17 protein-coding genes and 1 pseudogene are annotated in these 26987 nt (G+C 37.5%); 13 read left to right on the top strand and 5 right to left on the bottom strand.

Annotation, left to right across the window (positions count from 1 at the left end):
- Positions 1 to 36: 36 nt before the first annotated feature.
- Positions 37 to 2151, bottom strand: a complete 2115-nt coding sequence (locus tag RAH34_RS19535) for a S8 family peptidase (RefSeq protein ID WP_306597233.1) — start codon at positions 2149 to 2151, stop codon at positions 37 to 39.
- Positions 2152 to 2570: 419 nt separating this feature from the next.
- On the opposite strand from RAH34_RS19535, the gene dnaE reads away from it, so the two are divergent.
- From dnaE to RAH34_RS19550, 3 genes are all read left to right on the top strand, one after another.
- On the top strand, positions 2571 to 7238 hold the full coding sequence (dnaE, locus tag RAH34_RS19540; RefSeq protein WP_114821168.1) for a DNA polymerase III subunit alpha: 4668 nt from the start codon (positions 2571 to 2573) through the stop codon (positions 7236 to 7238).
- A gap of 345 nt (positions 7239 to 7583) precedes the next feature.
- On the top strand, positions 7584 to 10865 hold the full coding sequence (locus RAH34_RS19545; protein ID WP_306597234.1) for a fibronectin type III domain-containing protein: 3282 nt from the start codon (positions 7584 to 7586) through the stop codon (positions 10863 to 10865).
- A gap of 173 nt (positions 10866 to 11038) precedes the next feature.
- Positions 11039 to 13363, top strand: coding sequence for a fibronectin type III domain-containing protein (locus RAH34_RS19550; RefSeq protein ID WP_306597235.1), 2325 nt, complete (start codon positions 11039 to 11041; stop codon positions 13361 to 13363).
- 183 nt (positions 13364 to 13546) lie between these two features.
- On the opposite strand, the gene RAH34_RS19555 is transcribed toward RAH34_RS19550, so the two are convergent.
- Positions 13547 to 13705: a hypothetical protein gene (locus RAH34_RS19555; RefSeq protein ID WP_156106430.1), complete on the bottom strand. Its 159-nt coding sequence runs from the start codon at positions 13703 to 13705 to the stop codon at positions 13547 to 13549.
- 43 nt (positions 13706 to 13748) lie between these two features.
- Complete coding sequence (locus RAH34_RS19560) at positions 13749 to 14576, bottom strand: ion transporter (RefSeq protein WP_114821165.1); 828 nt, start codon at positions 14574 to 14576, stop codon at positions 13749 to 13751.
- A 249-nt stretch (positions 14577 to 14825) separates the two neighbouring features.
- Here RAH34_RS19560 and RAH34_RS19565 point away from each other — a divergent pair, with 249 nt between their 5' ends.
- From RAH34_RS19565 to RAH34_RS19585, 5 genes are all read left to right on the top strand, one after another.
- Positions 14826 to 15674 (top strand): hypothetical protein, encoded by an 849-nt coding sequence (locus tag RAH34_RS19565; RefSeq protein WP_228411989.1) that lies wholly within the window; start codon positions 14826 to 14828, stop codon positions 15672 to 15674.
- Positions 15675 to 15804: 130 nt separating this feature from the next.
- Complete coding sequence (locus RAH34_RS19570) at positions 15805 to 16902, top strand: Nif3-like dinuclear metal center hexameric protein (RefSeq protein WP_306597236.1); 1098 nt, start codon at positions 15805 to 15807, stop codon at positions 16900 to 16902.
- A gap of 2 nt (positions 16903 to 16904) precedes the next feature.
- On the top strand, positions 16905 to 17681 hold the full coding sequence (locus RAH34_RS19575; protein WP_114821162.1) for a zinc ribbon domain-containing protein: 777 nt from the start codon (positions 16905 to 16907) through the stop codon (positions 17679 to 17681).
- Positions 17682 to 18086: 405 nt separating this feature from the next.
- Positions 18087 to 19046 (top strand): hypothetical protein, encoded by a 960-nt coding sequence (locus tag RAH34_RS19580; RefSeq protein WP_306597237.1) that lies wholly within the window; start codon positions 18087 to 18089, stop codon positions 19044 to 19046.
- A 510-nt stretch (positions 19047 to 19556) separates the two neighbouring features.
- The gene (locus RAH34_RS19585) at positions 19557 to 20516 is read left to right on the top strand and encodes a hypothetical protein (protein WP_306597238.1); all 960 of its coding nucleotides are present in this window, start codon (positions 19557 to 19559) and stop codon (positions 20514 to 20516) included.
- Between the two features lie 64 nt (positions 20517 to 20580).
- Here the strand turns inward: RAH34_RS19585 and RAH34_RS19590 are convergent, their stop codons facing one another.
- Positions 20581 to 22359 carry a long-chain fatty acid--CoA ligase gene (locus tag RAH34_RS19590; protein WP_114821159.1) on the bottom strand — a complete coding sequence of 593 codons (1779 nt, stop codon included), beginning with the start codon at positions 22357 to 22359 and terminating at the stop codon, positions 20581 to 20583.
- Positions 22360 to 22704: 345 nt separating this feature from the next.
- Here RAH34_RS19590 and RAH34_RS19595 point away from each other — a divergent pair, with 345 nt between their 5' ends.
- Both RAH34_RS19595 and RAH34_RS19600 read left to right on the top strand, forming a co-directional pair.
- The gene (locus tag RAH34_RS19595) at positions 22705 to 23844 is read left to right on the top strand and encodes an acyl-CoA dehydrogenase family protein (RefSeq protein ID WP_034695304.1); all 1140 of its coding nucleotides are present in this window, start codon (positions 22705 to 22707) and stop codon (positions 23842 to 23844) included.
- Positions 23845 to 23866: 22 nt separating this feature from the next.
- Positions 23867 to 24232, top strand: coding sequence for a hypothetical protein (locus tag RAH34_RS19600; protein WP_034695305.1), 366 nt, complete (start codon positions 23867 to 23869; stop codon positions 24230 to 24232).
- A 265-nt stretch (positions 24233 to 24497) separates the two neighbouring features.
- Here the strand turns inward: RAH34_RS19600 and RAH34_RS19605 are convergent, their stop codons facing one another.
- Positions 24498 to 25442: a DUF4349 domain-containing protein gene (locus tag RAH34_RS19605; RefSeq protein ID WP_306597239.1), complete on the bottom strand. Its 945-nt coding sequence runs from the start codon at positions 25440 to 25442 to the stop codon at positions 24498 to 24500.
- Positions 25443 to 25883: 441 nt separating this feature from the next.
- Between RAH34_RS19605 and RAH34_RS22815 the strand changes: the two are divergent.
- From RAH34_RS22815 to RAH34_RS19615, 3 genes and pseudogenes are all read left to right on the top strand, one after another.
- A pseudogene (locus RAH34_RS22815) lies at positions 25884 to 26048 on the top strand (transposase); the annotation flags it as partial.
- 15 nt (positions 26049 to 26063) lie between these two features.
- Positions 26064 to 26411: a helix-turn-helix domain-containing protein gene (locus RAH34_RS19610; RefSeq protein WP_306597240.1), complete on the top strand. Its 348-nt coding sequence runs from the start codon at positions 26064 to 26066 to the stop codon at positions 26409 to 26411.
- Positions 26399 to 26987 (top strand): IS3 family transposase (locus RAH34_RS19615; RefSeq protein ID WP_306597241.1); only part of this gene is annotated, 589 nt, incomplete at its 3' end. The genes RAH34_RS19610 and RAH34_RS19615, both read left to right, overlap by 13 nt.

Here is a 26987-nt window from a genome sequence, read left to right on the forward strand (position 1 = left end):
TGTTAGTATTTTGTGAAGAATCTTTCTGTATATAGGTTATTCCTTGATCACTTTTTTAGAAATAACATCTTTGTCTGTTTTTATTTCAATGATGTAAATTCCCTTGGTGTAAGTGGATAAATCTATTGGTTCTTTGTCATTGTTAATGATTCCGGTCTGTAATTTTTTACCGGAAAGATCATAGATCGTAAAGGTAGACTTTCTAGGCGCTTTTAGTATATTGGTAAAGTCTTTTACAACAGTTGGAGCTACGGTTACAGCATCCGCTGCAGATCCTGTTCCTTTAACACCCAGTACTTCAGTAAATCCTGTTACGAGCACGGAGTAGTTTTGAGGAGAAGTAACACTCGGAGAAGCGTTATTTTTTAATGTTCCTTTATGAGAAATTTCAATTCTATAAACAGCTCCTGGTGTCGGGTTATCAATAACTACCTGTTCTACATTGTCTACGGTGTTGTCTCCTTTTGTAGCAGGACTCATTGGATCTAGTGCATTTAATTTCCAGGGCTGATAAATGATGCCGGTCCCGGTATCTATAATTCGTACATCTAAATCGTTTATCAATCTGGAAGTTCTGTTATTATAGGCTTCTGTCCATGTTATGCTGGCAGGGACCACATATTCCGGGTCAATCCAGGATAGGGTTACTTTTAAGGGCTCAGATCCGGATGCTTTTACTGTTTGGGTATTAACTGACCCGTTATTTAAGGTTTCATCATTAAATAGTACGGTATTATTGGATTTTCCTACAAGAAGTTCAGCTCCTTTTTTTGCATTGATGTATCCCCAGCCGTTCCATGGATCCGGGCCAACAGTTCCTGCTTCAGATGCGGAATGGACCATTAATGTTTTGGCAGATGCCGCGTTAAGTTCAAGAGCAGGATAAAGCTGCTTATAAATCTGCATCCATACTCCTATGATTCCTGTAACAATAGGTGCTGAAAAAGAGGTTCCACTGCCTGAGGCGGGTAAACTGCTGCCTGTTGTATTTTCGGCTGTGGATGCATATACTACATTCGTTCCTGTAGTGATGATATCCGGTTTTATGGCACCATCATCTCTTGGGCCGGCGCTGCTGTAGCTTGATCTTATCACATCAGAAGGGGAAGAGTATCTTTTATCACTGGCAGTCAGAATATCAGAAGCACCCACTACGATAATATTTTTTGCCAAAGAGCCAGTGCTGATACAGTCATATCCTAAAGCACAATTGTTTTGTGGTACTGTGTCTGTACTGGCAAATTGTACATAGCTTCCCGCACTGCTTATATAATACTTAGGAAAGATGCTTCCCGCGGGTCCCATTCCATATGAATTTCCGGCTGATTTAACGATAACATAGGTAGGATTATTATACACGATATTGTCGTAAGTCTGATCACTGGTAAGATAGGTTCCCTGTAGATCCATGCTGGTTCCGGGACTTGTAAATTGCCCTTTCCATATCCAAGAAAATCCTGACATATCCCAACCGAGGTTAGTGCCATATGAATGATTGGATATTTTGGGCTGTGCCAGAACTATTTTTTCGAACAATGTACTGGGAGCAGAAGCTCCGGCTAATGTTGTAGTGGCAAATGCGTAATTGTCAAAAGTTGAATTTTGTGCTATTCCTCTGAAATTCGTAACCCGGGTTGTGCCATTGGAAAAGGTATAAGTGTAAGGATAGTCTTTGGCTCCTATAAATCCGGTAACACCGGTGGAGTGCGAACTGTAGTTCATGGTGCTGGCTTCTTTATTGTTTATCCTGCCAGGGGCATTATTGAATAACATATGTCCTTCAAATGCTCTTCCGCCGTCGAAGATGGTGTATTTAATATTTTCGCCGTTAAATGAACCTGTTAGTCCTGTGATGTTGCCATCCTGTAAAAAGTCTGCATTGGAGTTTTTTATCTGATCCAGATCATGAGATTGATAGAAATACGGTTTTCCATCCGGATCAAATCCTGCCAGGTTTTTTCGCTGTTCCTCAAGTTCGTTAAGAGACTCGGGGTTTTTACCAGCCGCCAGGTATTTTGAGAGATAAAGATCAAATTTTTTGTTGTTTTCTATTCTTTGACGTTCTAAATTTCTTTTTAAAATTTCATTACTGTTTTGAGCATTTATGACAATAGTTGTCAGCATGCTGATCGAAATAAAGATTTTTTTCATTGTGATGTTTTTTTAGGTTTTGTGTTAATAAATATATAAACAAAATGCTTTTATTTTTAATTATAGTCATTGAAATTGCTTTTTTATTAATGTTTTTAATTTTTTTGTCTTGCTTTATGAATAATTTGATACTCCTGTTTATGGTTGTAGTTTTTATTTTATGTCATTTACAGGTGGAATGTCACTATTTTGTGAAAAAATAGCTGAAAAAAATCTCGACCCAGCCACCTGTCCCATCAAAGTTTTAATTTTTTCTTGGAAGAGTGTTTGATTAGAAAAGGAAAATCCTGGTGCAGTAAATGAAATGAAGACCTTATAATTAAAAAAAGCCGGATATTTATATAGTAAAACAAGAGTGCTGATTAGAAAAAAATGAAGTAACTTTACATTCTCTTTTTATAAAAAAGTTAGAACATTATATGTATTTAATTTTTGACACAGAAACAACCGGTTTACCAAAAAATTTCAACGCCCCGCTTTCAGACTCGGATAACTGGCCAAGAATGGTTCAGATTGCATGGCAGGTGCACGATGATGATGGGAACCTGATTGAAAATCAGGATTATATCATAAAACCTGAAGGGTATGATATTCCCTTTAATGCAGCACGTATTCACGGAATTACAACCAAAATTGCCAATGAAGAAGGACGGGATCTGCAGGAGATTCTTGAAGAGTTTTCTAAAGTTCTGGAAAGGGTAAGAGTGGTTTCCGGACATAATGTAGAATTCGACTATAATATTGTTGGAGCAGAATTTTACAGAAAAAATATGAAGGATAACCTTCAGGAAAAGCCCAAAGCAGATACCATGATTTTGGGAACGGATTTCTGCCAGCTTGGAGGAGGACGTGGAGGAAGATTCAAACCTCCGAAACTTGAAGAACTTTATGAAAAACTTTATGGGAATAAATTTGATGAAGCCCATAATGCCGCTGCCGATGTAAATGCTACTGCCAGAGCTTTCTTTGAAATGGTAAGAATTGGAGTAGTACCCGCAGATACCTTAAAGATTTCGGAAGATCAGCTCGCTTATTTCAGAAGTCTTTATCCGGATCCCATTAAGCCTTTCAATATTGTTATCAGAAGGCAGGTTGCTGATTTTCATAATAAGAAAAAGCAGCAGGATTTCGGAAGCATAGATGAAATTGATTTAGGTAAATATTTCAATTTTGACAATCACAGTGTTTTCTCTACACTTACCGCTACTTCAAGCATCAATGACTTGATTAAAAAAGCTTCCGATGAAAACTTCCCGGCTGTCGGTATGGTGGATCTCGGGAATATGATGGGAGCTTTCAAGTTCGTTTCAGCAGTGGAGGGTGCTAATGGTGACAGAGCAAAAAAGCACAAAGAATACCTGGCAAAAAAACAGGAGGCAGAAGAAAACGGAACAGAATTTACTGAAGCTGAGCCTGTTTCCGAACCGCTTATCCCAGTGGTCGGCTGCGAATTTTATATTTCAGAACGTTATGAACAAAAGCAGTTTACAAAAGATGATCCTGACAGGAGAACGCAGGTAGTACTTTTGGCGAAAGACTTTAATGGATATAAAAATCTGGCAAAACTCTCCAGTATCGGATTTCTGAAAGGATTCTATTTTGGAGTTCCAAGGGTGAGCAGAGAATTGATCGCCCAGTATAAAGAAGGGGTCATTGCTTTGACTTCCGGAATTATGGGAGATATACCTGATGCGATCTTGAATACCGGTGAACAGAAAGGGGAAGAGCTTTTCAAATGGTGGAAAGATACCTTTGAAGATGATTTTTATGTGCAGATTCAGAATCATAAACTGCCTGAAGAAGAGCATTTGAATGAAGTTCTATTGTATCTGGCTGATAAATATGATGTTAAAATTCTGGCTCAGAATGAGACTTTTTACACCAATAAGGATGATTCTAATATTCAGGATATTGTAAGCTGTATCAAAGATGGTGAAAAGCTGACAACACCTGTTGGAAAAGGTTTTGGTAAAAGAAGAGGGTTGGCTACAGGTGAATATTATATCAAAAATTCTGATGAAATAAAAGAAGCCTTTTTAGCCTATCCTGATGCTTTTGATGCCTATGAAGAATTTACGGCTAAATTTAAACCTTATACCTTAAAAAGAGACGTACTCCTTCCCAAGTTTGATATTCCGGAAGAGTTTATTCATGCTGAAGATGAGGTAGACGGAGGAAAAAGAGGGGAGATGGCTTATCTTACCTATCTTACTTATGAAGGAGCTAAGAAAAGATATGCAGAAACAGGGATAACGGATGATATTAAAGAACGTCTTGACTTTGAGCTTGAAGTAATTGCCAATACCGGTTATCCGGGTTACTTCCTTATTGTACAGGATTTCTGTAACGAAGCCCGTAATATGGGAGTTTGGGTAGGCCCGGGAAGGGGCTCGGCCGCAGGATCTGCTGTTGCTTATTGTATCGGAATTACCAATGTAGACCCGATTAAATATGATCTCCTTTTTGAGAGATTCCTGAATCCGGAAAGGATTTCCATGCCCGATATTGATATTGACTTTGATGATGAAGGAAGAGATAAGATTATCAAATGGGTCGTTGAAAAATACGGTAAAACTCAGGTAGCACAGATTATTACTTACTCGGTGTTGGGTGGAAAATCTGCTATTAAAGATGCCGGAAGGGTTCTTGATGTTCCGATTCCTGATACGAACAATATTGCTAAGCTGATTCCTCCAAGTCCGGGAATGAATATCGCAAAAGCTTTAGCAAAATATGATAAATTAAAACCGGAAGAACAGATGCTCGTTGATGAAATGAGATATGTTCTCGACAGTCCTGATGATGCACGACATGGAGTGCTGGCTAGTGCGAAAAAGATGGAAGGCTGTATCAGAAATACCGGAATTCATGCCTGTGGGGTTATCATCACACCGGAAGATGTGAGTAATCTGGTTCCGGTAACCATTGCAGCAAAAGATGCTGATATCCTGGTGTCACAGTTTGATAACTCCGTTGCGGAAAGTGCAGGACTTCTGAAAATGGACTTCCTTGGCCTGAGAACGCTTACCATCATTAAGGATGCATTAAAGCTGGTGAAAGCAAGGTATAATGTAGATATCGATCCGGATCTCATTCCGCTTGATGATGCTAAAACCTATCAGCTGTTTAAAGAAGGAAGAACGGTGGGGATTTTCCAGTATGAAAGTCCCGGAATGCAAAAATACATGAGGGAGCTTAAACCAACGGTTTTTGCCGATCTTATTGCCATGAACGCATTGTACCGTCCGGGTCCCATTAAATACATTCCAAACTTCATCAACAGAAAGCATGGAATTGAGGAAATTGTCTACGACTTACCGGAAACAGAAGAATATTTAAAGGAAACATACGGGATTACCGTTTATCAGGAGCAGGTAATGCTTTTGTCCCAGAAACTGGCCAATTTTACCAAAGGTGAAGCCGATACTTTGAGAAAAGCGATGGGTAAAAAGCAGATCGATGTTCTGAATAAAATGTATCCGAAATTCATTGAAGGAGGTAGAAAAAATAACCTGAATGAAGAGAGGTTAGAGAAAATCTGGAATGACTGGAAAGCCTTTGCGGAATATGCTTTTAACAAATCTCACTCAACGTGTTATGCATTCATTGCTTATCAGACTGCCTTTTTAAAAGCCAATTACCCGGCAGAATATATGGCGAGTGTAATGAGTAATAACATTAACAATACGGATTCGATTACCATGTTCATGGAAGATTGTAAAAGTATGGGGGTTGATGTATTAGGACCGGATGTTAATGAATCTCAATACAAATTCTCTGTAAATGAAAAGGGACAGATCCGTTTCGGATTGGGAGCAATCAAGGGAATTGGGGAAGGACCGAGTGAAGGGATTACCAGAGAAAGAGAAAACGGAAGATTTAAAAACATTTATGATTTCTTTGAAAGAATAATGCCTTCTCAGATGAACAAAAGGGTAGCAGAAAGTTTAGTGCTTGCCGGTGCTTTTGATGAACTGGATACTTTCCATAGAGGTCAGTATTTTGATATTGATATGGCGGGAAAGACAAACCTGGAAAGGTTAATCAGGTATGGGCAAAGTTTCCAGGAAAGCAAAAATGAGATGGAACATTCTTTATTTGCAGATTTTGCAGAAGAAGTACAGATTGAACAGCCGAAATTGGCACCTTGTCCGGAATGGCCCAATATGCACAAGCTTAATAAAGAAAAAGAGATCATTGGTTTCTATCTTTCTGCGCATCCTCTGGATGAATTTAAATACCAGTTCCAGTTTATGCAGGGACAGCTTTCTAAGAAATCTGTTCTTGAGAAAAATGATGAAGCTAAAGTGGTTACAGATGAAGCACCTGTTTTGGAACAGGATGCTCAGGACGATGCTGTAGATCTTACGGAAATTGTCTCAGATGATGTAGTGGCAGGTGAAGAGGAAGTAGTGGAAGAGGTGACTAAAAAAGCAGAGCCAAAAGGAAATTTCCTATTCCTGAATCTGGATGAGGTAGATGCGTACAAAGAGCAGGCTTTCTCCAATAAACAGGAAGAGTTATTTGAAGAAAAAAAGAAAGACTGGAAAACGCTTCAGAAAGAAAGAGAAAATGGCGGAGGCGGAAAAGAATATACGGTAGCTGGTCTTATTACTGAATATAGAGTTCAGGATGGTTTCAGAAGTGGAGAGAAAGTAGCTTTTGTTACGTTGGAAGATTATTCCGGGTCATACTCATTCAGATTGGGAGACAGGGATTATATGAGGCTGAAAGAGAAACTGGAAGTGCAGAGGTTTGTTATTTTTAAAATAAAATTTGCTCAGGTAAAAGATGGAAGAGTCTTCGTGAATGTAAATGATGTTATTGAACTTCAGGAAGCATTTGAACGGTTTGCAAAAAGCATATCTTTAGTAATGGATGTGATGGATGTAAGACCTGAAGATCTTGACTTTTTCAGAACGGTTCTCGATAGAAACAAAGGAAATCAAAAATTGAAATTCTTTATCAAAAACCTGGAGGATGACTCCCATATTGAAGTGCAGTCTATGAAGCATTCAGTAGATCTCAACGGAGATCTGATTAAAGAAATTCAACTTCTCAATAAATATGAGTTTTATTTAAATTAGAAAACTATATTATAAACTAAAGAGTGGCTCGAGCCACTCTTTTTTTTGTTTATATATGTTCAATATTAAAGAAAAATTTTAAATGGTTTTTTATGTTAAATAGAAAAATTTTCTAAAGTCTATTTTAATTATATACTAACTTAATTGCCTGTTAATCATTAGTTTGTAATTTTACAACGAATTGTGATATAATTGTTAAAATTAAATAAACGTTTGAATTTGTTGTATTTTAAGAGGGTTTTTAATTGTTTTTATTTAATATTTTATGATATTTTTCAATATTTCATTTAAAATTTAAATTAATATTTATACATTTACCGCCCAAACTATTATTATTACTATTTTATGAAGAAATTACTACTTTCGTGTTTAGCATCCCTGAGTATGGGAGTCTATGCACAAACCAATGTTGCCAACTATACTTTTTCAAAAAGTACTGGGGTAGCTTACACCTCGATTACAGGAGGTACAAAATTATTTCCTACCGGAACCAATACTACTTATGACAATGAAGTGTCCGCGGCAATTCCTCTGTCTTCTCCTTTTAATTTCGGCGGCGTTTCTATGACTACATGTTATATAAGTGCCAATGGATTTATAACTTTTGGAGCAGCGCCGTCAGGTACAAACTACACTCCAATGTCATCTTTGGGATCTACAACAGGAGCAATTTCTGCTTTTGGACAGGATGGAGGTTTCTCATCATCGGATGCAACACAGCCGCCTGGAAATCATGAAGTAAGATATGAGGATCTGGGGACTGAATTTGTTGTGCAGTGGCAGGATCATGCTAATTATAGTAACCGGTCTACCGAAAGATTGAACTTTCAGATCCGTCTGGTGTATGCTACAGGTGAAATCAAAATTATTTATGGAAACTGTACAGACCCGGGAACCAGTACCTCAAATAGTACTCCTCAGGTAGGAATAAGAGGAAACAGTACTACTTACGCATCCAATGTAAATTCTCTGATGATTGGAAATGTACCGAACGGAACTACCTGTGATTGGTCTAAAGCAGTTACTGGTAGTGCTAATAACAGTACTATGCTTTTCTCCAGTGCAACCAATGCAAACGTTAAAATTCCGGCAGGTTTACAATATAAATGGACTCCTGGTACGCAGGCACCTGTAAGAACTTTTGCTGCTGCAACCGGAATCACCAATAGTGCTGCAACTGTAAACTGGACCGCTCCAACCGGGGCAACCGGCTATAATGTTCAGTATAGAGCAGTTGGAAGCTGCGATTGGACGGATCTTGTGGGTAATCCTGTTTCTTCTTCTTCTGCTACAATTACAGGTCTTACTCAGAATACGGCCTACCAGGTTCAGGTACAGGCTTTAAATGGTGCGGTACAATCCGTGTATTCTCATATTCCAAATGCAGCCGGATCCGGAAGCGGATATGCGTCTGCAGGATCTTTTTCAACTACACCGAACTGCGCAAGTACAGTAACCGGCCTTTCTTCTGCTGCTCTGACTCCTGAATCTGCAACGATAAGCTGGACGGCTTCAACAACGCCTCCGGGTAATGGATATGAATATTATTATTCTACCAATTCAACTGCTCCGATTTCAACAGTTACTCCTTCGGGTTCTGTAGGTGCAGGGGTAACAACAGCTAACTTATCAGGTTTGACTCCTTCAACTCAGTATTACTATTGGGTGAGAGGAAACTGTAACGGAACAGATAAAGGGGTATGGTCAAGCTCGGCTAACTTTACAACATTAGGTCTTTGTCCTACAGTAACAGCTCCGGCTTCCAGCGCTACAGGAGTAAGTGTAACTCCTACCATTACATGGAATGCCATAAACGGAGCCGCAGGATACAAACTAAAAGTCGGAACCACTTCAGGAGGAAATGATGTTCTAGATATAGATATCGCGGGTGGAGCTAATAATTCTTATGCGATCACTACACCTCTCAACTTTGTTACTACATATTATTATTCTGTTACTGCATATACTGCCAATATTGCAGGTCCTGCGACAGCATGTACAGTAAGGTCATTCCAGACCGTGTGTAGCTCAACTGGCTTACCATATACTTTAGATTTTGAAAGTGTTACTACTCCGGCTTTACCGACTTGTACAACAGTTATTAATAGCGGTTCCGGGAATTTATGGAAAACAGCAACTGCTCCAACAGGATTTACAGGGAAAGTGCTTAATTATTCATACAACAGTAGTAATGCTGCCAATACATGGTTCTTTACCCAAGGTTTAAACCTTACAGCGGGCGTTAGCTATAGAATTAAATATAAATATGCAAACGCAACCGGTACAACACAATATCCTGAAAAAGTAAAAGTAGCGTACGGATCTTCTCCCGCAAGTTCGGCAATGACGAATACCATAGCAGATCATGGTAATATTACCGGTGGAACTGTTACAAATACTTTTACAGACTTTACGCCAAGCGCAACAGGAGTTTATTATATCGGATTCCAGGCATATTCTCTTGCAGATATGAATCAAATCTATGTAGATGATATTAATATAGATGTTACTCCTACCTGTTCAGAGCCATCAGCTGTTACAGTTTCAGCGATTACCACTAATAGCGCAAGTGTTTCATGGACAGCTCCAGCCACAGCACCTGGAAGTGGATATGAGTATTACTATTCTACAAGCAGTACAGCTCCTACCGCTTCTACAACAGCTTTGGGAACCAGTACTACAACTTCAGCTCCTCTATCCGGACTTTCTCCTTCTACTACCTATTATTTATGGGTGAGATCGGTTTGCAGTTCTTCTGATAAGAGTGCATGGAGTTCTACCGTTGCTGTTTTCAATACACTTTGTGGAACAGTTATGGCACCTTTTGTTCAAAACTTTGACAGCGGAGCAGCACCAAACTGCTGGAATAATATAAATCCTTCGGCAACTACTACTGATGCAACCCTTTTCTGGAAATTTACAGGAAGTGCAGATTATGGTGCAAGCCCGGCTAATAACCAAAAAGCGGCAGGTACATATGCGTGGGTAGATGCAAGTTCACCGTATTCAGGTGCGGGTTCAAATACTGTACAATTGGTTACTCCTTCCGTAAATTTAACAGGCTTAACTGCGCCTATCGTTTCTTTTGATTGGTTTAAAAACCATTCTATGTCAACGAGTACCACAGTTTCACCTTCTACTTATGATAATAATAAGCTTACTGTAGAGGTAAACGATGGAAATGGATGGATAGTTATCTTTAGTGATAATACCAACTTAAATCAATGGAGAACAGTTGCTGTTCCTTTAGCAGCTTCTTATATCGGAGCAACTATTCAGGTGAGGTTTACAGTAGATAAAAACGTGAGTGGTAACGGATACTTCTATGATGATGTTCTTTTAGATAATGTTGAAGTAAAACAAAATCCTAACCTGGCAACTGCTGAAACTGCAATAAAAGAGAATAAGATTAATGTATATCCTAATCCGTTTACTGACAAGCTAACAATCTCTGATGTATCGAAAGTACAATCTGTTTCAATTGTTGATGTTTCCGGAAGATTGATTAAGACCATCGAAAAACCTTCTTCTGAGCTTCAATTGAGAGATCTGAAAGAAGGATTGTATTTAGTAATCCTGAATATGAAAGACGGATCTAAACAAACCGTTAAAGCAATTAAGAAATAAATAGTTTTTTAAAAAAAACAGAAGAAAGAGACTGCTCAATTTGGGCGGTCTCTTTTTTTTAAAGTGAAATTGTCTTTTGTTGAAAGAAAATTTGAATTTATTGTCATATGATGAAAAAAATATTTTTTTTGTTGCTGATTTTCATTAGATTTGAGTAACTAATATTGATTTATATGAAAAATTTTTTACTCGTTGGTTTCTTGATAACCGGCTTTTTATCCTCTGCGCAGACCTACTGTACACCTGCATTTGCTAGTGGCTGTAGCGGAGGGGATATGATAGATACTTTTGCAATTCCGGGTGCCGGATTTGATCATTCCAATACAGGTTGTTCCGCTAATGCATATGGAGATTATACTTCTATGACGATCAACCTAAGTGCAGGTTTAAATTATGATTTCAGTGTCAAGCATGATTACAGTGATCAGAATGTTCGCATCTGGATAGATTTTAATAACGATGGAACTTTTGATGATGCAGCTCCGGAGCTGGTAGCTTCTGCAAGCAGCACTCCCGTAGGGGCTGACAATATTACCTCAGGACTTATAACAATTCCTTCTACCGTTACTCCTGGTACTTACAGAATGAGAGTGGGAGACAGGTTTTCCGGGGATCCTATTCCATGTAATACAGATGGGTATGGAGAAGCTCATGATTATACGGTAGTAATTGGGGCTGTTCCAACATGTTTTGCACCATCTGCTTTAACGGTATCTGCTGTTACTGCCAATTCTGCTCAGGTTGGATGGACGGCACCTTCTTCTGCACCGGGAAGCGGCTATGAATATTATTACTCCACTTCCAGTACATATCCTACTGCTACCACAGTGGTATCCGGGACAAGCAATGCATTAACTGCCAATCTGCCTTCACTGGTGCCAGCTACCACTTACTATGTGTGGGTGCGTTCTGTATGCAGTTCTTCAGATAAGAGTGCATGGTCTCAAATGGCAACATTTATGACATCATGTGTTGCTGTGGGAGTGCCGTATGCATTGGATTTCGAAAGCATAACCCCGCCTGACATGCCAACTTGTACTTCGGTAGTTAATGATGGGGCAGGAAATATGTGGGAAACAGGTGATCTGGATGCTCAGGGATTCACAGGAAATGTTCTTCAGTATTCTTATGATTATGCTGATAATGCTGATACATGGTTTTTCACCAACGGTATTAATCTTACAGCAGGGGTAACCTACAGAATTAAATATAAATATGCAAACGCAGAAGGAACAGTATACGAAGAAAAGCTGAAAGTTGCCTATGGAACTTCAGCTACAAGTGCGGGAATGACCAATACATTAGCTGACCATTCGAGTATTGTTGTCAGCACAGCAACAAGTGCCTTTGTGAACTTCACACCAACCACTACAGGTATTTATTATTTTGGATTCCAGGCCTATTCTGATGCTAATATGAATCAATTATATGTTGATGATATCAATATAGATGTCGCTCCGGCTTGTAGCGAACCTAATGCACTGGCTGTCTCCAATATAACAGCTGCAGGGGCTACCGTTTCCTGGGCTGCAGCTACTCCGGTTCCTGCCAACGGATATGATATTTATTACAGTACAACCAATACAGCACCTACAGCAACAAGTACACCTAATTTTACAGGAATTACTGCAACTACTTATAATATTCCTGGTTTAGCTCCTTCTACGATGTATTATGTATGGGTGAGATCTGCATGTAGTGCAACAAGTAAAAGCCCGTGGAGTGATCATGCTGCCTTTACAACATTATGTTCAAGTGCGAATCTTCCTTACACCATAGATTTTGAAAACGTTACTGTTCCGGATCTGCCTGGCTGTACAGTGAATGTGAATGCAGGAACAGGAAATGATTGGAAAACAACGGATCCTCCTTCCGATAGCCAGGGATTCACTACCAATGTGCTGAAATACCAGTATAATTCTTCCAATTCCGGTAATGCATGGTTCTTTACCCAAGGGCTGAATTTGACAGCGGGAGTACAGTATACCATTAGTTATAAATATGGTAACAACTCGTCAACCTATGTTGAAAAATTGAAAGTTGCGTTTGGAACTTCACCCGAAGCATCTGCAATGACGGGTTCTATCGCAGATTACCCTTCAATCAATGATGAAATGGCTCATACAGAATCTGTAACATTTACAGTTCCTGCAACCGGAGTGTATTTCTTTGGATTTAATGCGTATTCAGATCCGGACCAGTATAATCTGTATATTGACGATATCAGCATTAACAATGCTAACCTGGCAACCTCTGAAGTGACTGTAGCAAAAAATAATATTCAGGTGTATCCTAATCCATTTACGGATGTATTGAATATCTCTGATGTGAAAAATGTAAAAAATGTATCTGTGACAGATGCTACAGGAAGATTAGTAAAAACAATCGCCAACCCTGAAGCCACGATCCATTTAAGAGATTTAATGCAGGGAGTGTATTTAGTAACACTTGAAATGAAAGATGGATCTAAGCAGACCATCAAAGCCATTAAAAAATAATTCATTCATTTAAATAAAAAAGGGAGACGGGTCATTGATGATCCGTCTTTTTTCATCCATATCAATAGAATCTGATTTGAAAAATTTTTAAAAAAGATGAGTGAAATACTTCACTCATCTTTTTATTTTTTCGTATTGTTCTTGTTGATCAGAAATTATTTTCCATACTTACCTCATTACTTATCATTTATTGGGTACAGGCTGTATTTCTCCTTTATTCATAAGGTCAAAAACAGTGGGGAAGAACATTGCTAATATAAAGTAGATGATGATCATCAGCACTATAAGCGCAAAAAGAATAATCACTAAGCTATTCGGTCTGTTTTTCTTTTTTGGTTCCATGATTTTGTGGTATTTGGTGAATAAATTTTATTTATACCAAATATTAAGCTAATTTCTTGCCACATTTCTTACAGTACCTTGCATCATCGTCAATATCATCGTTTCCGCAGCGTTCACATACCAGTTCAAGGTTTTGTCTTTTGTTTCTCATTTCTGCTGTTACAATACCGGTAGGAACTGCGATTATGGAGTAACCGGCAAGCATCAGAACAACAGCGAAAAACTTCCCTAAAGGTGTAATAGGCGACACATCACCATAGCCCACTGTGGTTACGGTAACAACCGCCCAGTATATTGATTGTGGTATGGTTTCAAAGCCTTGTCTTCCGCCTTCCACCATAAACATCAGCGAGCCTACGATAACCGAAAAAATAATCAGAAACAACAGGAAGATGTAAATTTTTCTTGAACTGTTTTTTAAAGCCCTTACAATTAAATATCCATCGTTCATAAAATCCAGTAAATTGAAAATCCTGAAAATTCTCAGCATTCTCAGCATCCTGAAAATCAGAAAATACTTGGTAATGGGAAAGAAAAAACTAAGGAAGAAAGGAACAAGAGCCAGAAAATCAATAATTCCGAAAAAACTGAATATATAATTCCGTTTATTTTTTACCACAGCAATCCGCATCGAATATTCCACGGTAAAAAAAATAGAGATAATCCATTCAAGAATCAGAAAGGTATAATGGAATCTTTTATCAAGCTTAGGTACACTTTCCATCATAATAATTGCAGTACTGGCAAGAATTAAAGACAATAATATAATATCGAAGAGTTTTCCAAGCTTCGTATCGGAGCGATAAATTATCCGGTAAAGGAATCTTTTCCAAAGCGTGTCCTCGGGAATCAGATTATGTTCTCTTTCCATTTATATAGGTTATTTCACAGCGAAGTTAATAATTTCCATAAAGTATACAGTAAATATATGATTGTTAAAAGAATCCTGCAAATGTTAATGGAAAAAGTATCATGTAAAAGTGAATTATTTGGTATTAATTTAATGATTTACAATATGTTATAATTAGTAAAATACGAATAAAATATGACATATAAAAATTAATTTTTTAACATTTTTATGATTCAACTTTGTAATTTTATTCTACAAAAGCTTTATATCATGAGAAAAATTTTAACCTTCTTACTACTGTTTTTAATAAACAGTATTTCGTATGCTCAGGTTGGGATTAATACTGTTACACCAAATAGTGCTTCAGTACTGGATATAGTTTCCAACCAGAAAGGAATTCTCATTCCTCGCCTTACTGATACTGACCGGGATACCAACCTGGCTGATAATGACGTTTCCACAGTACCTCCTGCAGGTGTAGTAAACGCAAACCTTACCGCAGGAACCCTTATTTTTAATACGACAACGAATAACTTCCAGTATTGGGATGGTACCCTCTGGAGACAGCTTTTTGTTCCCACATCTTCTCAGGCTGGTAACGACGGTGTCGTTAAAGTAAATTCTGGAAACGCAAATGTAAAACCCTCATTCAGTTTAAGTGCTTCAGGAAGCGGCTATGGCCCAAGACAGCAGGTGCTTTATGCCACACCGCTGGTTTTTGCAGCAAGTCCTACTACAAGCTGGCCGGAAACTACTGTTCCATTTCCGGGAGTTACGAGCAATATCTATATTGCAGCTAGCGGTAAATGGAGAGAAAATGAAATTAACGGGCAGGTTCATTTTTGGAGAGTAATTGCTACAATTACTCCAGGTTCCAACTCTTCAGGATCCATAAAAGCTACTTTTAAAAATCCCGATTCCGGTTTTGAAATTAACTCTATCCAGCTGGTTCCAAGCGGCTCCAGTGGAACAGGTAACATTCTTACCTTTTATTTCTATACCATTGCGGACCCTGCAAGTCTTGATCCGGGACGAGGTTATCAGCTTTTTATGGAATCCGATATCAACTGTGGTGTGGTAGTAGATTCCTTTACAAGAGTATCGCTTTTCAAAGATTAACAGTCTAATCTAATTCCTTTTTTAGTGTCAAATGAAACCGGTTTACGAAAGCCGGTTTTTTTGCTGTTTAAATTTTTTCCGGATTTTTGGTAAAATTAATATCTTCGCTGTAACTGTAAAATATGAATTAATGAAGCTAAAAACTGTAATTGCAAAGATTGAAGAAGAAATCAGCATCAGACAGGCCGAAGATTTTGATAATGTAGGATTGCTCTGTGGGGTTTATGATCGTGATGTATCGGGAATTCTGGTTTGCCATGATGCACTGGAAAACGTAGTAGATGAGGCGATCGAGAGGAATTGTAATCTGATAGTATGCTTTCATCCTATTATATTTTCCGGATTAAAATCTTTAACAGGGAAGAACTATGTAGAGAGAGCTGTTTTAAAAGCTATTGAAAATAAAGTGGCCATTTATGCCGTTCATACCGCATTTGATAATGATTTCTTTGGGGTGAACCACGGGATATGCACTCAGTTGGGACTAAAGAATATGAAGATTCTTCAGCCTAAGGAAAATAATTTAAAACAATTAACGGTTTTTGTTCCTAAAGACTATTCAGAAAAAGTAAAAGAAGCCATGTTCTCGGCCGGAGCAGGAAATATCGGATTTTATGATGAATGCAGTTTTACAGTAAATGGTAACGGAACATTCAGACCTGTAGAGGGTTCAAATCCGTTTTCAGGACAGCAGGGAGTACGCGAAAATGCAGATGAAGATATGATCTCTGTCATTTTTGAAGATTTTAAACAAGGGCAGATTGTAGGAGCAATGAAGACAGCACACCCGTATGAAGAAGTAGCGTATCAGGTGTATCATCTGGATAATAAAAATCATCATGCCGGATTGGGAATGTACGGGGATCTGGAAGAGGAAATGGATGAAAAAGATTTCCTTGGATGGGTAAAAGAAAAATTTGGTCTGGAAGTGATAAAACATTCCTCTTTTAACAATAAAAAAATCAAAAGAGTAGGCGTTCTGGGAGGTTCAGGGGCAAGCGGAATAAGATCTGCAGCTGCCAGGAAATGTGACGCTTACCTTACCGGAGATCTTAAATATCACGACTATTTTCTGGCTGAGTCTAAAATGCTGATCTGTGATATAGGACATTATGAATCAGAGCAATTTGTTACTCAACAATTATTTGAAATTTTATCACAAAAATTTAGTACATTTGCAATTTCAAAATCTATTGAAAAAACAAACCCAGTAAATTATTTCATTTAAATATGGCAAAAACCAACGATATTTCAGTTGAAGAAAAATTAAGAGCTTTATACGATTTACAGATCATTGATTCAAGATTGGATGAAATCCGAAATACTAGAGGAGAATTGCCAATTGAAGTTGAAGATCTTGAAATTGAGATTGAAGGTCTTGAAAAAAGAGCTGAAAAATTTCATGCTGATATCAAAGATCAGGACGATCAGATCAAAACAAAGCATGAAGTGATTAACCATGCTAAAACTTTAATTGAGAAATACAAATCTCAGCAGGATAATGTAAGAAACAATAAAGAGTTTGAAGCATTAGGGAAGGAAATGGAATTCCAGGATCTGGAAATTCAGCTTGCTGAAAAAAGAATTAAAGAGTTCGGAGCTAAAATTGCTCACAAAAACGAAACTTTAAGCGAACTGAACTCTAAGATCGATGATTTGAAAAGCCACTTGAAATTCAAGAAAGAAGAATTAGATGGTCTGATCTCTGAAACTCAGAAAGAAGAAGAATATCTTTTAGAGCAGTCTAAAGAATTCGCAGGGAAAATTGATGAGAGATTATTGGCTTCTTACAACAGAATCAGAACCAACTCTATCAACGGTCTTGCTGTAGTAGGATTAGAAAGAGGAGCTCCGAAAGGATCTTTCTTCACTATCCCTCCTCAAAAGCAAATGGAAATCGCTCAGAGAAAGAAAATCATTATTGATGAGCACTCTGGAAAAATCCTTGTTGATGATGAATTGGTAATGGAAGAAAACGAAAAAATGAAATCTGTAATTAAATTCTAATTATTGATTTTGACTTATACGAAAGCTGTTTCAGAAATGAAACAGCTTTTTTTTGCGTTATATGGAATTTTGTTTTGAAAATTAGCCGTAAAAGTTAAAATAATACTTATTTGTTCTTTTTGTTATTAATTATTTCAATTAATTGTTAAAATGTTAAATTATAAACAATTTATTGTATTTATTTGTATATTTGTTGTAATAAAAAATATGGAAGTATTGTGTTTTTTTTAATAATGCAATCTTCAGCAGAAGACAAATACGCAACTCAGTTTTATAGATTATCACAAAAGTAAAATATCTATTCATTATAGTTTCATTTACATCATCAAAAATGATTTTTTTATAAATAATATCATTTGGATATTCTGATATTAATGTATGTAGAACCCAAAAAAATTATATGTAATGAAAAAATTATTGATGGGATTTTTATCTCTTTTGAGTTGTTGTCTTTTAGGGCAGGTAGGGAATGTTGGTATTAATACAGCTACTCCCGGAAGTACATTGGAAATCAACGGAAGTCTTTCAGCGCAATACCGTTTGATATCTGCAGATTACAATATGAGTATTACAGATTATTATGTAGCGTATAACGGAGGCTCTACTGGTACTATAACACTGCCGGCAGCTACGGTGGCTTACCCTGCACAAGGCCATATCAAAGGACGTGTGTATTATATTAAGAATACAGGAAGTTTTAATGTTACCATAACAGCCAACGGGAGTGAATTGATAGACAACCAGCCAGGTACTGCCGTATCATCCATAGGATTGGGGCAGGGATGGTCGGCAATACTGATTAATAATGGTAACATAGGGGCTGTAATTACCTGGGAAGCCATAGTGATCAATCCAAATAATGCTATTAATACGATTGTCGGCATGTCATCAAGTTCGATTTATAATTTACCTTCTACGGCTAACTTTAATTCCGGTATTCCGCAGGTACTGCCTTTTACTGCCGGTGAAGTACAGATTAATCAAGGCTCAACTGCTTCCTGGGATGCTGCAAACAACCGCTTTGCCATTAATGAAACGGGAATTTATGAGCTTGATGCTCTGTCTTATTTCGGAGCGGGAGGTACTGTGGGAGTAAGTAGTTACATCGGAGTTAATCTTAGTATTACAAAGAATGGAACGGCTGCATCCAATGTTGTTGCCGGTACCCGGGCAAATATAGGGCAGCTTATTGCCGGAGCCGGAAATACACCTATTTCATTCCATTGTCTGGTCAATCTAGCTGCTGGTGATGTTATTTATTTAACGATGTATAGAGCATCTTTTGATACTGCTACGGGAACAGTGCAGTCACAGGCTCCTTCGGGGGTATCTGAATCCCGTCATTTTACCCTCAAAAAATTATAAGCAGATGAAGGAAAAATATTTTCTGTAAATAAAAAACCGCTTCATTTTGAAGCGGTTTCTGCTTTTATTCCTGATGATCATACATATTTATTGTACAAACCAATAAATTTTCTTTTACGGGTTTTCTTTTCAGTTTTAGAGTTGAAGTAAGCAGTACGCTTTTTGTGTCGTGTGTCTCGGTGGTTTTTGGACACAGGGTGAAATCATATTTGTTTTTAATCGTAGTGTCTGTATTTTTTTAAAGTATAGCAGGTGGTCTTTGAAACATTTTTAACATATTGTATTTATTTGTATATTTGTTTTAATGGAGTATGTGAAGTTTTGTGTATTTTAGAATAAATAGACGAGCTTCAGTAGGAGATAAACAGGCAACTCAGTTTTATAGATCATCACAAGAGTAAATACTATTAATTATAGTTTCATTCATATAATCAAAAATGATTTTGTATAAAATAATATCATTTGTGCATTCTGATATTCAAATTATACACAACCAAAAAATTATATATCATGAAAAAATTATTAATGGGGTTTTTATCTCTTTTAAGTTATTGCCTTCTGGGGCAGTTAGGGAATGTTGGTATTAATACAGTCAATCCCGGAAGTACATTGGAAATCAACGGAAGTCTTTCGGCGCAATACCGTCTGATATCTGCGGATTACAATATGAGTATTACAGATTATTATGTTGCCTTTAACGGAGGCTCGACGGGTACCATAACGCTGCCGGCAGCTACGGTGGCTTATCCCGCACAAGGCCATATTAAAGGACGGACATATTATATTAAAAACACAGGCAGTTTCAATGTTACCATAACAGCCAATGGAAGTGAGCTGATCGATAATCAGACAGGTCTTCCCGTATCATCCATTGGTTTAGGACAGGGATGGTTTGTCATACTAATAAGTAACGGAGCCGCAGGAGGTGTAGTCACCTGGGAAGCCATAGTTATAAATCCGACCACTTCTATCAATACTATTATCAGTATGTCAACAAACTCTACTTATAATTTACCCTCGACTGCTAATTTTAATTCCGGTATTCCACAAGTACTGCCTTTTACTGCCGGCGAAGTACAGGTTAATCAAGGCTCAACTGCTTCATGGGATGCTGCAAACAACCGTTTTGTCATTAATGAAACAGGTATCTATGAACTGGATGCTTTATCCTATTTCGGAGCTGGAGGTACTACAGGCACCAGCAGTTACATTGGCGTTAATCTGGGTATTACAAAAAATGGAATAGGTGCAGCGAACGTTATTGCCGGTACCCGTGCAAATATTGGACAGGCTGTTGCTGGTGCTGGAAATACACCCGTTTCATTCCATTGCCTGGTAAATTTAATAGCAGGTGATGTTATTCATTTAACGATGTATAGAGGGGCTTTTGACTCTGCTACAGGAACAGTGCAGTCACAGGCACCTGCCGGTGTTTCTGAGGCCCGCCATTTCAGTCTGAAAAAATTATAAACGAGAATGGAAAATAATTTGTGCAGATAAAAAAACCGCTTCATTGTAGAAGCGGTTTCTGTTTTTATTCATGATGATCATACATCCTGTTGTATAAAGCCATAAACTTTTCTTTTACGGCTTTTCTTTTCAGTTTTAGCGTTGGAGTAAGCAGACCGCTTTCGATGCTCCATACTTCAGGAGTGAGCTCAATTTTTTTGATTTTCTCCCAGTTTCCAAGGTGTTCATTGATACCTTCGATTTCTTTTTCAATCCTTTGCTTCAATTCAGGGCTTTTTGCAATCTCTTCCGGTGTAGTGCCGATGTTCAGGTTATTTCTCATCGCCCAGCTTTTTGCAAATTCAAAATCAGGCTGTACCAGGGCACATGGCATTTTTTCACCATCACCTACCACCATGATCTGCTCTATGAATTTTGAAGCTTTCGCTAAGTTTTCAATCGTCTGAGGGGCAATATATTTTCCTCCGGAAGTTTTGAACATCTCTTTTTTACGGTCAGTGATCTGTAAAAATCCGTCACTGTCGATATGTCCTATATCTCCGGTTTTGAAGAATCCATCCTCTGTAAATGCTTCTTTTGTCATTTCCTCATTCTGGAAATATCCTTTAAATACGGACGGACCTTTTACCGTAATTTCACCATCTTCCTGAATTTTAACCTTTAAATTATCCAATGGAATTCCTACAGTTCCCACTTTCATCTTATCAAAACTGTTCACAGAGATTACAGGTGATGTCTCTGTTAAACCATAGCCTTCAAGAATCGGAATACCAGCATTCTGGAACATCAGGTTGAGCCTTGTGGATAATGCTGCAGACCCTGAAACCAACGTTACGATTTCACCGCCTAAACCTTCTCTCCATTTAGAAAATACAAGCTTGTCGGCAATGATTTCCTGAAGTCCGGATGGTTTTGAGATGGTTTTCTTTTTGGTGATCAGATTCAGTGCCCAGAAGAAAATTTTAGATTTTAATCCTCCGGCTGAAGATCCTGTATTGTAGATTTTGTCATATACTTTTTCTACCAGTCTTGGTACTACAGTCATATAATGAGGCTTCACTTCTTTTACGTTTTCACCCATTTTCTCGATGCTTTCAGCAAAATAAAGGGAAAAACCGTTGTACTGATAAAGATAGAATAGCATTCTTTCAAAAATATGACAGATGGGAAGGAAGCTTAATGCCCTTGTTTCCTTATAATCCAGACTTCTTTTCTTGGGGATTCTTGGGATAGCTCCCAATACGTTTGAAACAATATTATTATGCGTCAACATTACTCCTTTCGGTCTTCCTGTAGTTCCGGAAGTGTAAATAATTGTGGCAAGATCTTCTGTGTTAATCGCATTAGAAAGGTCATCTACTTCAATTTGGGTAGATTCATCCTTACCCAGATCCAGGATTTCTCTCCAGTTGGCCGCTCCACTGATATTGTCAAAAGTAAAAATACCCTGTAAACTCGGGATATTGTGTTTTACTTTCATTACTTTATTCAACAGCTCTTTATCGGAAACAAAACAATACTGAATTTCAGCATTATTGAAGATGAATTCATAATCTTCAGGAGAAATACTCGGATAAACCGGTACCGAAACAACGCCGATCTGAGAAAGTCCAAAATCCATGATAGCCCATTCTGTGCGCGAATTGGTTGTAATCAAAGCAATTTTATCACCCGGTTTTATACCAAGTTTCAATAATCCTCTGGATATCTTATTTCCCTCATTAATAAACTCCTGTGTAGAAGTTTTTTTCCACTCCCCATGATATTTGGTTACAAACATATCCGTTTTAGGATATTTTTCTAAAGCATAGTGTGGAATATCGAATAATCTCTTGATCGTCATGATTTTTTACGTAATTTATAAAGAAATTTAAATATAAGCATTTTTTTTAATTGAAACCATCCGAAGGTAAGAATTAGAAATTAGTTAAATGCTTGCCATAACAGTTTGAATCAAAAAGAAGGCCGGAAGCCCTGAAGCAGGGATTTTATATTTTCAATGATTCTTTTATAATGGTTTATTTTTCTCCAGGTTTTTTATATTGCCTTCTCAACCCATTATCCCGGATCCCCAAACGCGTATCCATTATCATAAAACCTCCCCAAACCTCCCTTTTTTCCGCTTTTAATTTATTTTTTCAGATTTGCTTAAAAAGTGTAAATTTACGGCTATCTAATTATTTTTTTTATGGACTTTAATTTATCGGAAGAACAGCTGATGATTCAGCAGGCAGCAAGAGACTTTGCACAGAACGAACTTTTACCTGGAGTGATTGAAAGAGACCGTGACCAGAAATTCCCTGCAGAACAGGTGAAGAAAATGGGAGAAATGGGACTTTTAGGAATGATGGTAGATCCAAAATACGGCGGTGCAGGTATGGATAGCGTTTCTTACGTACTTGCTATGGAAGAAATTGCAAAAGTGGACGCTTCTGCAGCTGTTGTGATGTCTGTAAACAACTCATTGGTTTGTGCCGGTCTTGAAAAATTCGCTTCTGAAGAGCAAAAAGTAAAATATCTTACTCCACTGGCAAGCGGACAGGTAATTGGAGCATTTGCATTATCTGAGCCGGAAGCAGGTTCTGATGCAACTTCTCAGAAAACTACTGCCGAAGACAAAGGAGATTACTACCTTTTAAATGGTATCAAAAACTGGATCACCAATGGTGGAACAGCTACTTATTATATCGTAATTGCACAGACAGATCCTGAGAAAAAGCACAAAGGAATCAATGCTTTCATCGTTGAAAGAGGATGGGAAGGATTTGAAATCGGATTAAAAGAGGACAAATTAGGAATCAGAGGAAGTGATACTCACTCTTTGATCTTTAATAACGTAAAAGTTCCGAAGGAAAACAGAATCGGTGCTGACGGATTCGGGTTCAACTTTGCAATGGCAGTATTGAACGGAGGAAGAATCGGTATTGCTTCTCAGGCTTTAGGTATTGCTTCAGGTGCTTACGAACTGGCATTGAAATATGCTAAAACAAGAAAAGCTTTCAAAACTGAAATCATCAACCACCAGGCGATTGCATTCAAACTGGCGGATATGGCTACTCAGATTACTGCTGCAAGAATGCTGTGTTTCAAAGCGGCTTGTGAAAAAGATGCAGGAAAAGATATTTCTGAAAGTGGAGCTATGGCAAAACTATACTCTTCTCAGGTAGCAATGGATACTACTATTGAAGCAGTGCAGATCCACGGTGGATACGGATATGTGAAAGAATATCACGTAGAAAGATTAATGAGAGATGCAAAAATCACTCAGATCTATGAAGGAACTTCTGAAATTCAGAAAATCGTGATCTCCAGAAGCATCGCAAAATAACATTTTATAAAACACACTACCTATGAAAAAATCTTTGTGGATCACCCTTGGGGTTGTATTGCTGTTACTGGGCGTATTTGTCTGGTATAAGTACTATTTTGTTTTCGGAGAAGGAGTAAAATCAGGATACCTGAACTATGCTATGAAAAAAGGTTATGTCTTCAAAACTTATGAAGGCAAGCTGATTCAGGAAGGCTTTGGAAGAGGAAAAACAGGAACTATTACAAGCTATGAGTTTGAATTTTCTGTAGATGACCCCGAAGTTTTCAAACAACTGGAAACCAACAGCGGTAAAACTTTTGACCTGCATTACAAAGAGTACAATGGTGCACTTCCCTGGAGAGGAAACACAAAGTTCATTGTAGATAAAGTAGTGAATATGAAATAAAACAAATAAGGCTCTCAATTTGAGGGCCTTATTTTACACCAAATCACAAAATATTAATATATGAAATAAAATTTCCTAATTTACTTTTGAACCTTGTTTCACAACGAAGATTCTTTACATTTTGCTTATACTTAAAGTTAAGAGTTATTTTTCTAATAAGCAAGCACTTTTTTAACGTTTGATAAAATTAAACATTAGTATCGAACTTCAATTCTAAACCTCATTAAAAAAATATTAAAAATCTGCGCTGAGGAAAGATTGAAACCTAGTGAGAATCGTTATTTGGAATGTTTTTGTTTCTCTTTTTATAGAAATAATATCCAATACCGGCAATCAGGAATAAAGGCCATAATGGAAGAATAAACAGGAATATGGAAGTGATCACATCCCAGCCGGATTCAATGGCTGCCAGTGATTTTCCACCAAAAGTTTTAGGCTCTGTTTCTGCTTTGGTGTTCTCACTGATATTTACATTGATCGTACAGATCGCATTGTCCGTATAGTTACGCCCCGAAACCTGAATATCTTTTGTATCAATATCTCCAACATTGCTGTTGATGGCATCCATTAACCCATCAAAATGCTGCATAGGAACTTTGATATCCAGACTGTATATTTTTTGATCCTCTCCATGAGGGCTGGCTGATTCTACATAAGAAAGATTTTCACTTTTGATATACCCGTTATTTCTGTTTGCTTCTTCCCGGATAATTTCCTTTACCGTTTCCACATTCTCTGCGGTTATAGAAAGATATCCTGATTTTACCATTTTATCTTTAGGCATATTCAGTTCGTAACTGTCATTCTTAGGCTTTTCTTTATAAATGATTTTGGTTTCTTTAATAACCTTCGGAGCAGGAGTTTTTGCTGCGATTTTTTCAGATTTCTTTGCTATAGAATCTTTTTTCTCAATTTTTGATTCCAGTTTTGTATTGGCAATTTTATCCGATAAAGAATCTACCATTTTGGAGGTGTGTTCTATCTTTTCCTGGATGTCATTTTTTGTATTCTCAAAGTCTTTTATTTTAATGCTTGCAGAATCCATAACCTGGTCTACTGTTTTACTGGCATTTTCAACGGTTTCTGTAGCAACTGTAGCCGCACTGTCGGCTGAATGGATGGCTTCATGTATTTTATCCTGTGTAGCTTCCGCTTTTTTACACATAATGAAAGTGCTTGCTGCAGCAGCGAGTAAGATGAACTTTTTCATAAGATTAATTTTTTTGATGAAGTAAAATTAGAAGGGAAGTTCTTGTAAAGATTGTAAATGAAATGTATTGTGCTGGTAAAATTATAACTGTTGTATTTTCAATATTTTGTATTTGTTTTACAAAAGATTTACAAAATGTTTTTCTGAGTTTTGATGGGATGAGAAAAGAATTTATACTTCGTAATGCAGTATTTAATAACAGGATTTTATTATTTATGGATTTGGATTCCTACGGAATGGCAAACAGAACGCTGAATTTATCCATACATTTTGTCGTCTCGCCAAATATTAGTTCGGAAAACTGAAATTCCCATCCTTTGGAGGGGTGGCGAAAATTCAAAGAATTTTTGACGGAGTGGTTTCATACGATATATTATAAAAAAATCCGCAGAAAACTGGACTGCCCCCAAAAAGTTAGACACTTTTTAGGGGCATTTTTTTATGTATAGAAAAGAAAAATTTAGCGTTGCTTTCAAATTAGAATGTATTAATCTTCACAAAAATTCTCATCGTTCAATTAAATCTATAGCAACAGAGAAAGGATTTAATGAAAGCAATCTGCGCAAGTGGATTGGTTTTTATAGCAAGTACGGAATCTCGGGACTATACCCGCGAAAAAACATGAGCTATTCCCTGAATTTCAAGGTTAAAGTTCTACAAACCATCGAAACAGAACATATCTCACAAAGGGAAGCATGTATCCGATTTAATATTGCAGCTCAGTCTACCGTGTTGAATTGGCAAAGGAATTACGAAAAAAGTGGTATTTTAGGGTTAAAGAACAACCCCAAAGGAAGACCCGGCATTATGAGTGATTACAAACGTAAAAAAAGAAAGTCTGATAAGTCATTGACCAGAGAAGAAGAACTTTTATTGGAAAACGAAAGGCTTCGAGCTGAAATTGATTTTCTAAAAAAGTTAGACGCCTTAACTCTCAAAAAGAACAAGCAGAGGCCATCGAAGGATTAAGGCGAAAATATGATCTGTCACTCCTGTTGGATTGTACAGGCATGGCCAGAAGCAGTTTTTATTACCATCAGAAAGCTCTTGACAAAAAGGATAAATATGGAGAAATAAAAACTTTGATAAAACAAATTTATCATAGACATAAAGGTCGGTTTGGATACCGTCGTATTACTCTGATTATGAAACAACAAGAAATTGTAATTAATCATAAAACGGTATTAAGACTGATGAAGACTCTGGGATTGAAAAGTATAGTTAGGGTTAAAAAATATAGATCCTACCGGAGAGAGCAAGGCAGGATAGCACCAAATATTCTGGAAAGGAACTTTAAGGCAGATCAGCCAAACAGAAAATGGGCCACTGATGTGACAGAATTTAACGTTTCGGGCAGTAAATTGTATCTTTCGCCGATAATTGACCTTTACAATGGCGAGATTATCAGTTACGATCTCTCAGAAAGGCCTGCCTTTGCGCAGGTTGTGAATATGCTAAAAAAAGGATTCAGAAAAATTAAAAATACTGAAAACCTCATTATCCACTCTGATCAAGGCTGGCAATATCAGATGAAAGCCTATCAGC

The organism is Chryseobacterium sp. WLY505 (genome assembly GCF_030846215.1).
Lineage (GTDB): Bacteria > Bacteroidota > Bacteroidia > Flavobacteriales > Weeksellaceae > Chryseobacterium.

What these genes read in the sequence shown, in the direction of transcription:
- RAH34_RS19545 (WP_306597234.1), top strand. Translation starts at nt 7,584, where the DNA reads ATGAAGAAATTACTACTTTCGTGTTTAGCATCCCTGAGTATGGGAGTC.
- RAH34_RS19605 (WP_306597239.1), bottom strand. Translation starts at nt 25,442, where the DNA reads ATGAAAAAGTTCATCTTACTCGCTGCTGCAGCAAGCACTTTCATTATG.
- RAH34_RS19560 (WP_114821165.1), bottom strand. Translation starts at nt 14,576, where the DNA reads ATGGAAAGAGAACATAATCTGATTCCCGAGGACACGCTTTGGAAAAGA.
- RAH34_RS19595 (WP_034695304.1), top strand. Translation starts at nt 22,705, where the DNA reads ATGGACTTTAATTTATCGGAAGAACAGCTGATGATTCAGCAGGCAGCA.
- RAH34_RS19555 (WP_156106430.1), bottom strand. Translation starts at nt 13,705, where the DNA reads ATGGAACCAAAAAAGAAAAACAGACCGAATAGCTTAGTGATTATTCTT.
- RAH34_RS19575 (WP_114821162.1), top strand. Translation starts at nt 16,905, where the DNA reads ATGGCAAAAACCAACGATATTTCAGTTGAAGAAAAATTAAGAGCTTTA.
- RAH34_RS19550 (WP_306597235.1), top strand. Translation starts at nt 11,039, where the DNA reads ATGAAAAATTTTTTACTCGTTGGTTTCTTGATAACCGGCTTTTTATCC.
- RAH34_RS19565 (WP_228411989.1), top strand. Translation starts at nt 14,826, where the DNA reads ATGAGAAAAATTTTAACCTTCTTACTACTGTTTTTAATAAACAGTATT.
- dnaE (WP_114821168.1), top strand. Translation starts at nt 2,571, where the DNA reads ATGTATTTAATTTTTGACACAGAAACAACCGGTTTACCAAAAAATTTC.
- RAH34_RS19590 (WP_114821159.1), bottom strand. Translation starts at nt 22,359, where the DNA reads ATGACGATCAAGAGATTATTCGATATTCCACACTATGCTTTAGAAAAA.
- RAH34_RS19580 (WP_306597237.1), top strand. Translation starts at nt 18,087, where the DNA reads ATGAAAAAATTATTGATGGGATTTTTATCTCTTTTGAGTTGTTGTCTT.
- RAH34_RS19535 (WP_306597233.1), bottom strand. Translation starts at nt 2,151, where the DNA reads ATGAAAAAAATCTTTATTTCGATCAGCATGCTGACAACTATTGTCATA.
- RAH34_RS19570 (WP_306597236.1), top strand. Translation starts at nt 15,805, where the DNA reads ATGAAGCTAAAAACTGTAATTGCAAAGATTGAAGAAGAAATCAGCATC.
- RAH34_RS19600 (WP_034695305.1), top strand. Translation starts at nt 23,867, where the DNA reads ATGAAAAAATCTTTGTGGATCACCCTTGGGGTTGTATTGCTGTTACTG.
- RAH34_RS19610 (WP_306597240.1), top strand. Translation starts at nt 26,064, where the DNA reads ATGAGCTATTCCCTGAATTTCAAGGTTAAAGTTCTACAAACCATCGAA.
- RAH34_RS19585 (WP_306597238.1), top strand. Translation starts at nt 19,557, where the DNA reads ATGAAAAAATTATTAATGGGGTTTTTATCTCTTTTAAGTTATTGCCTT.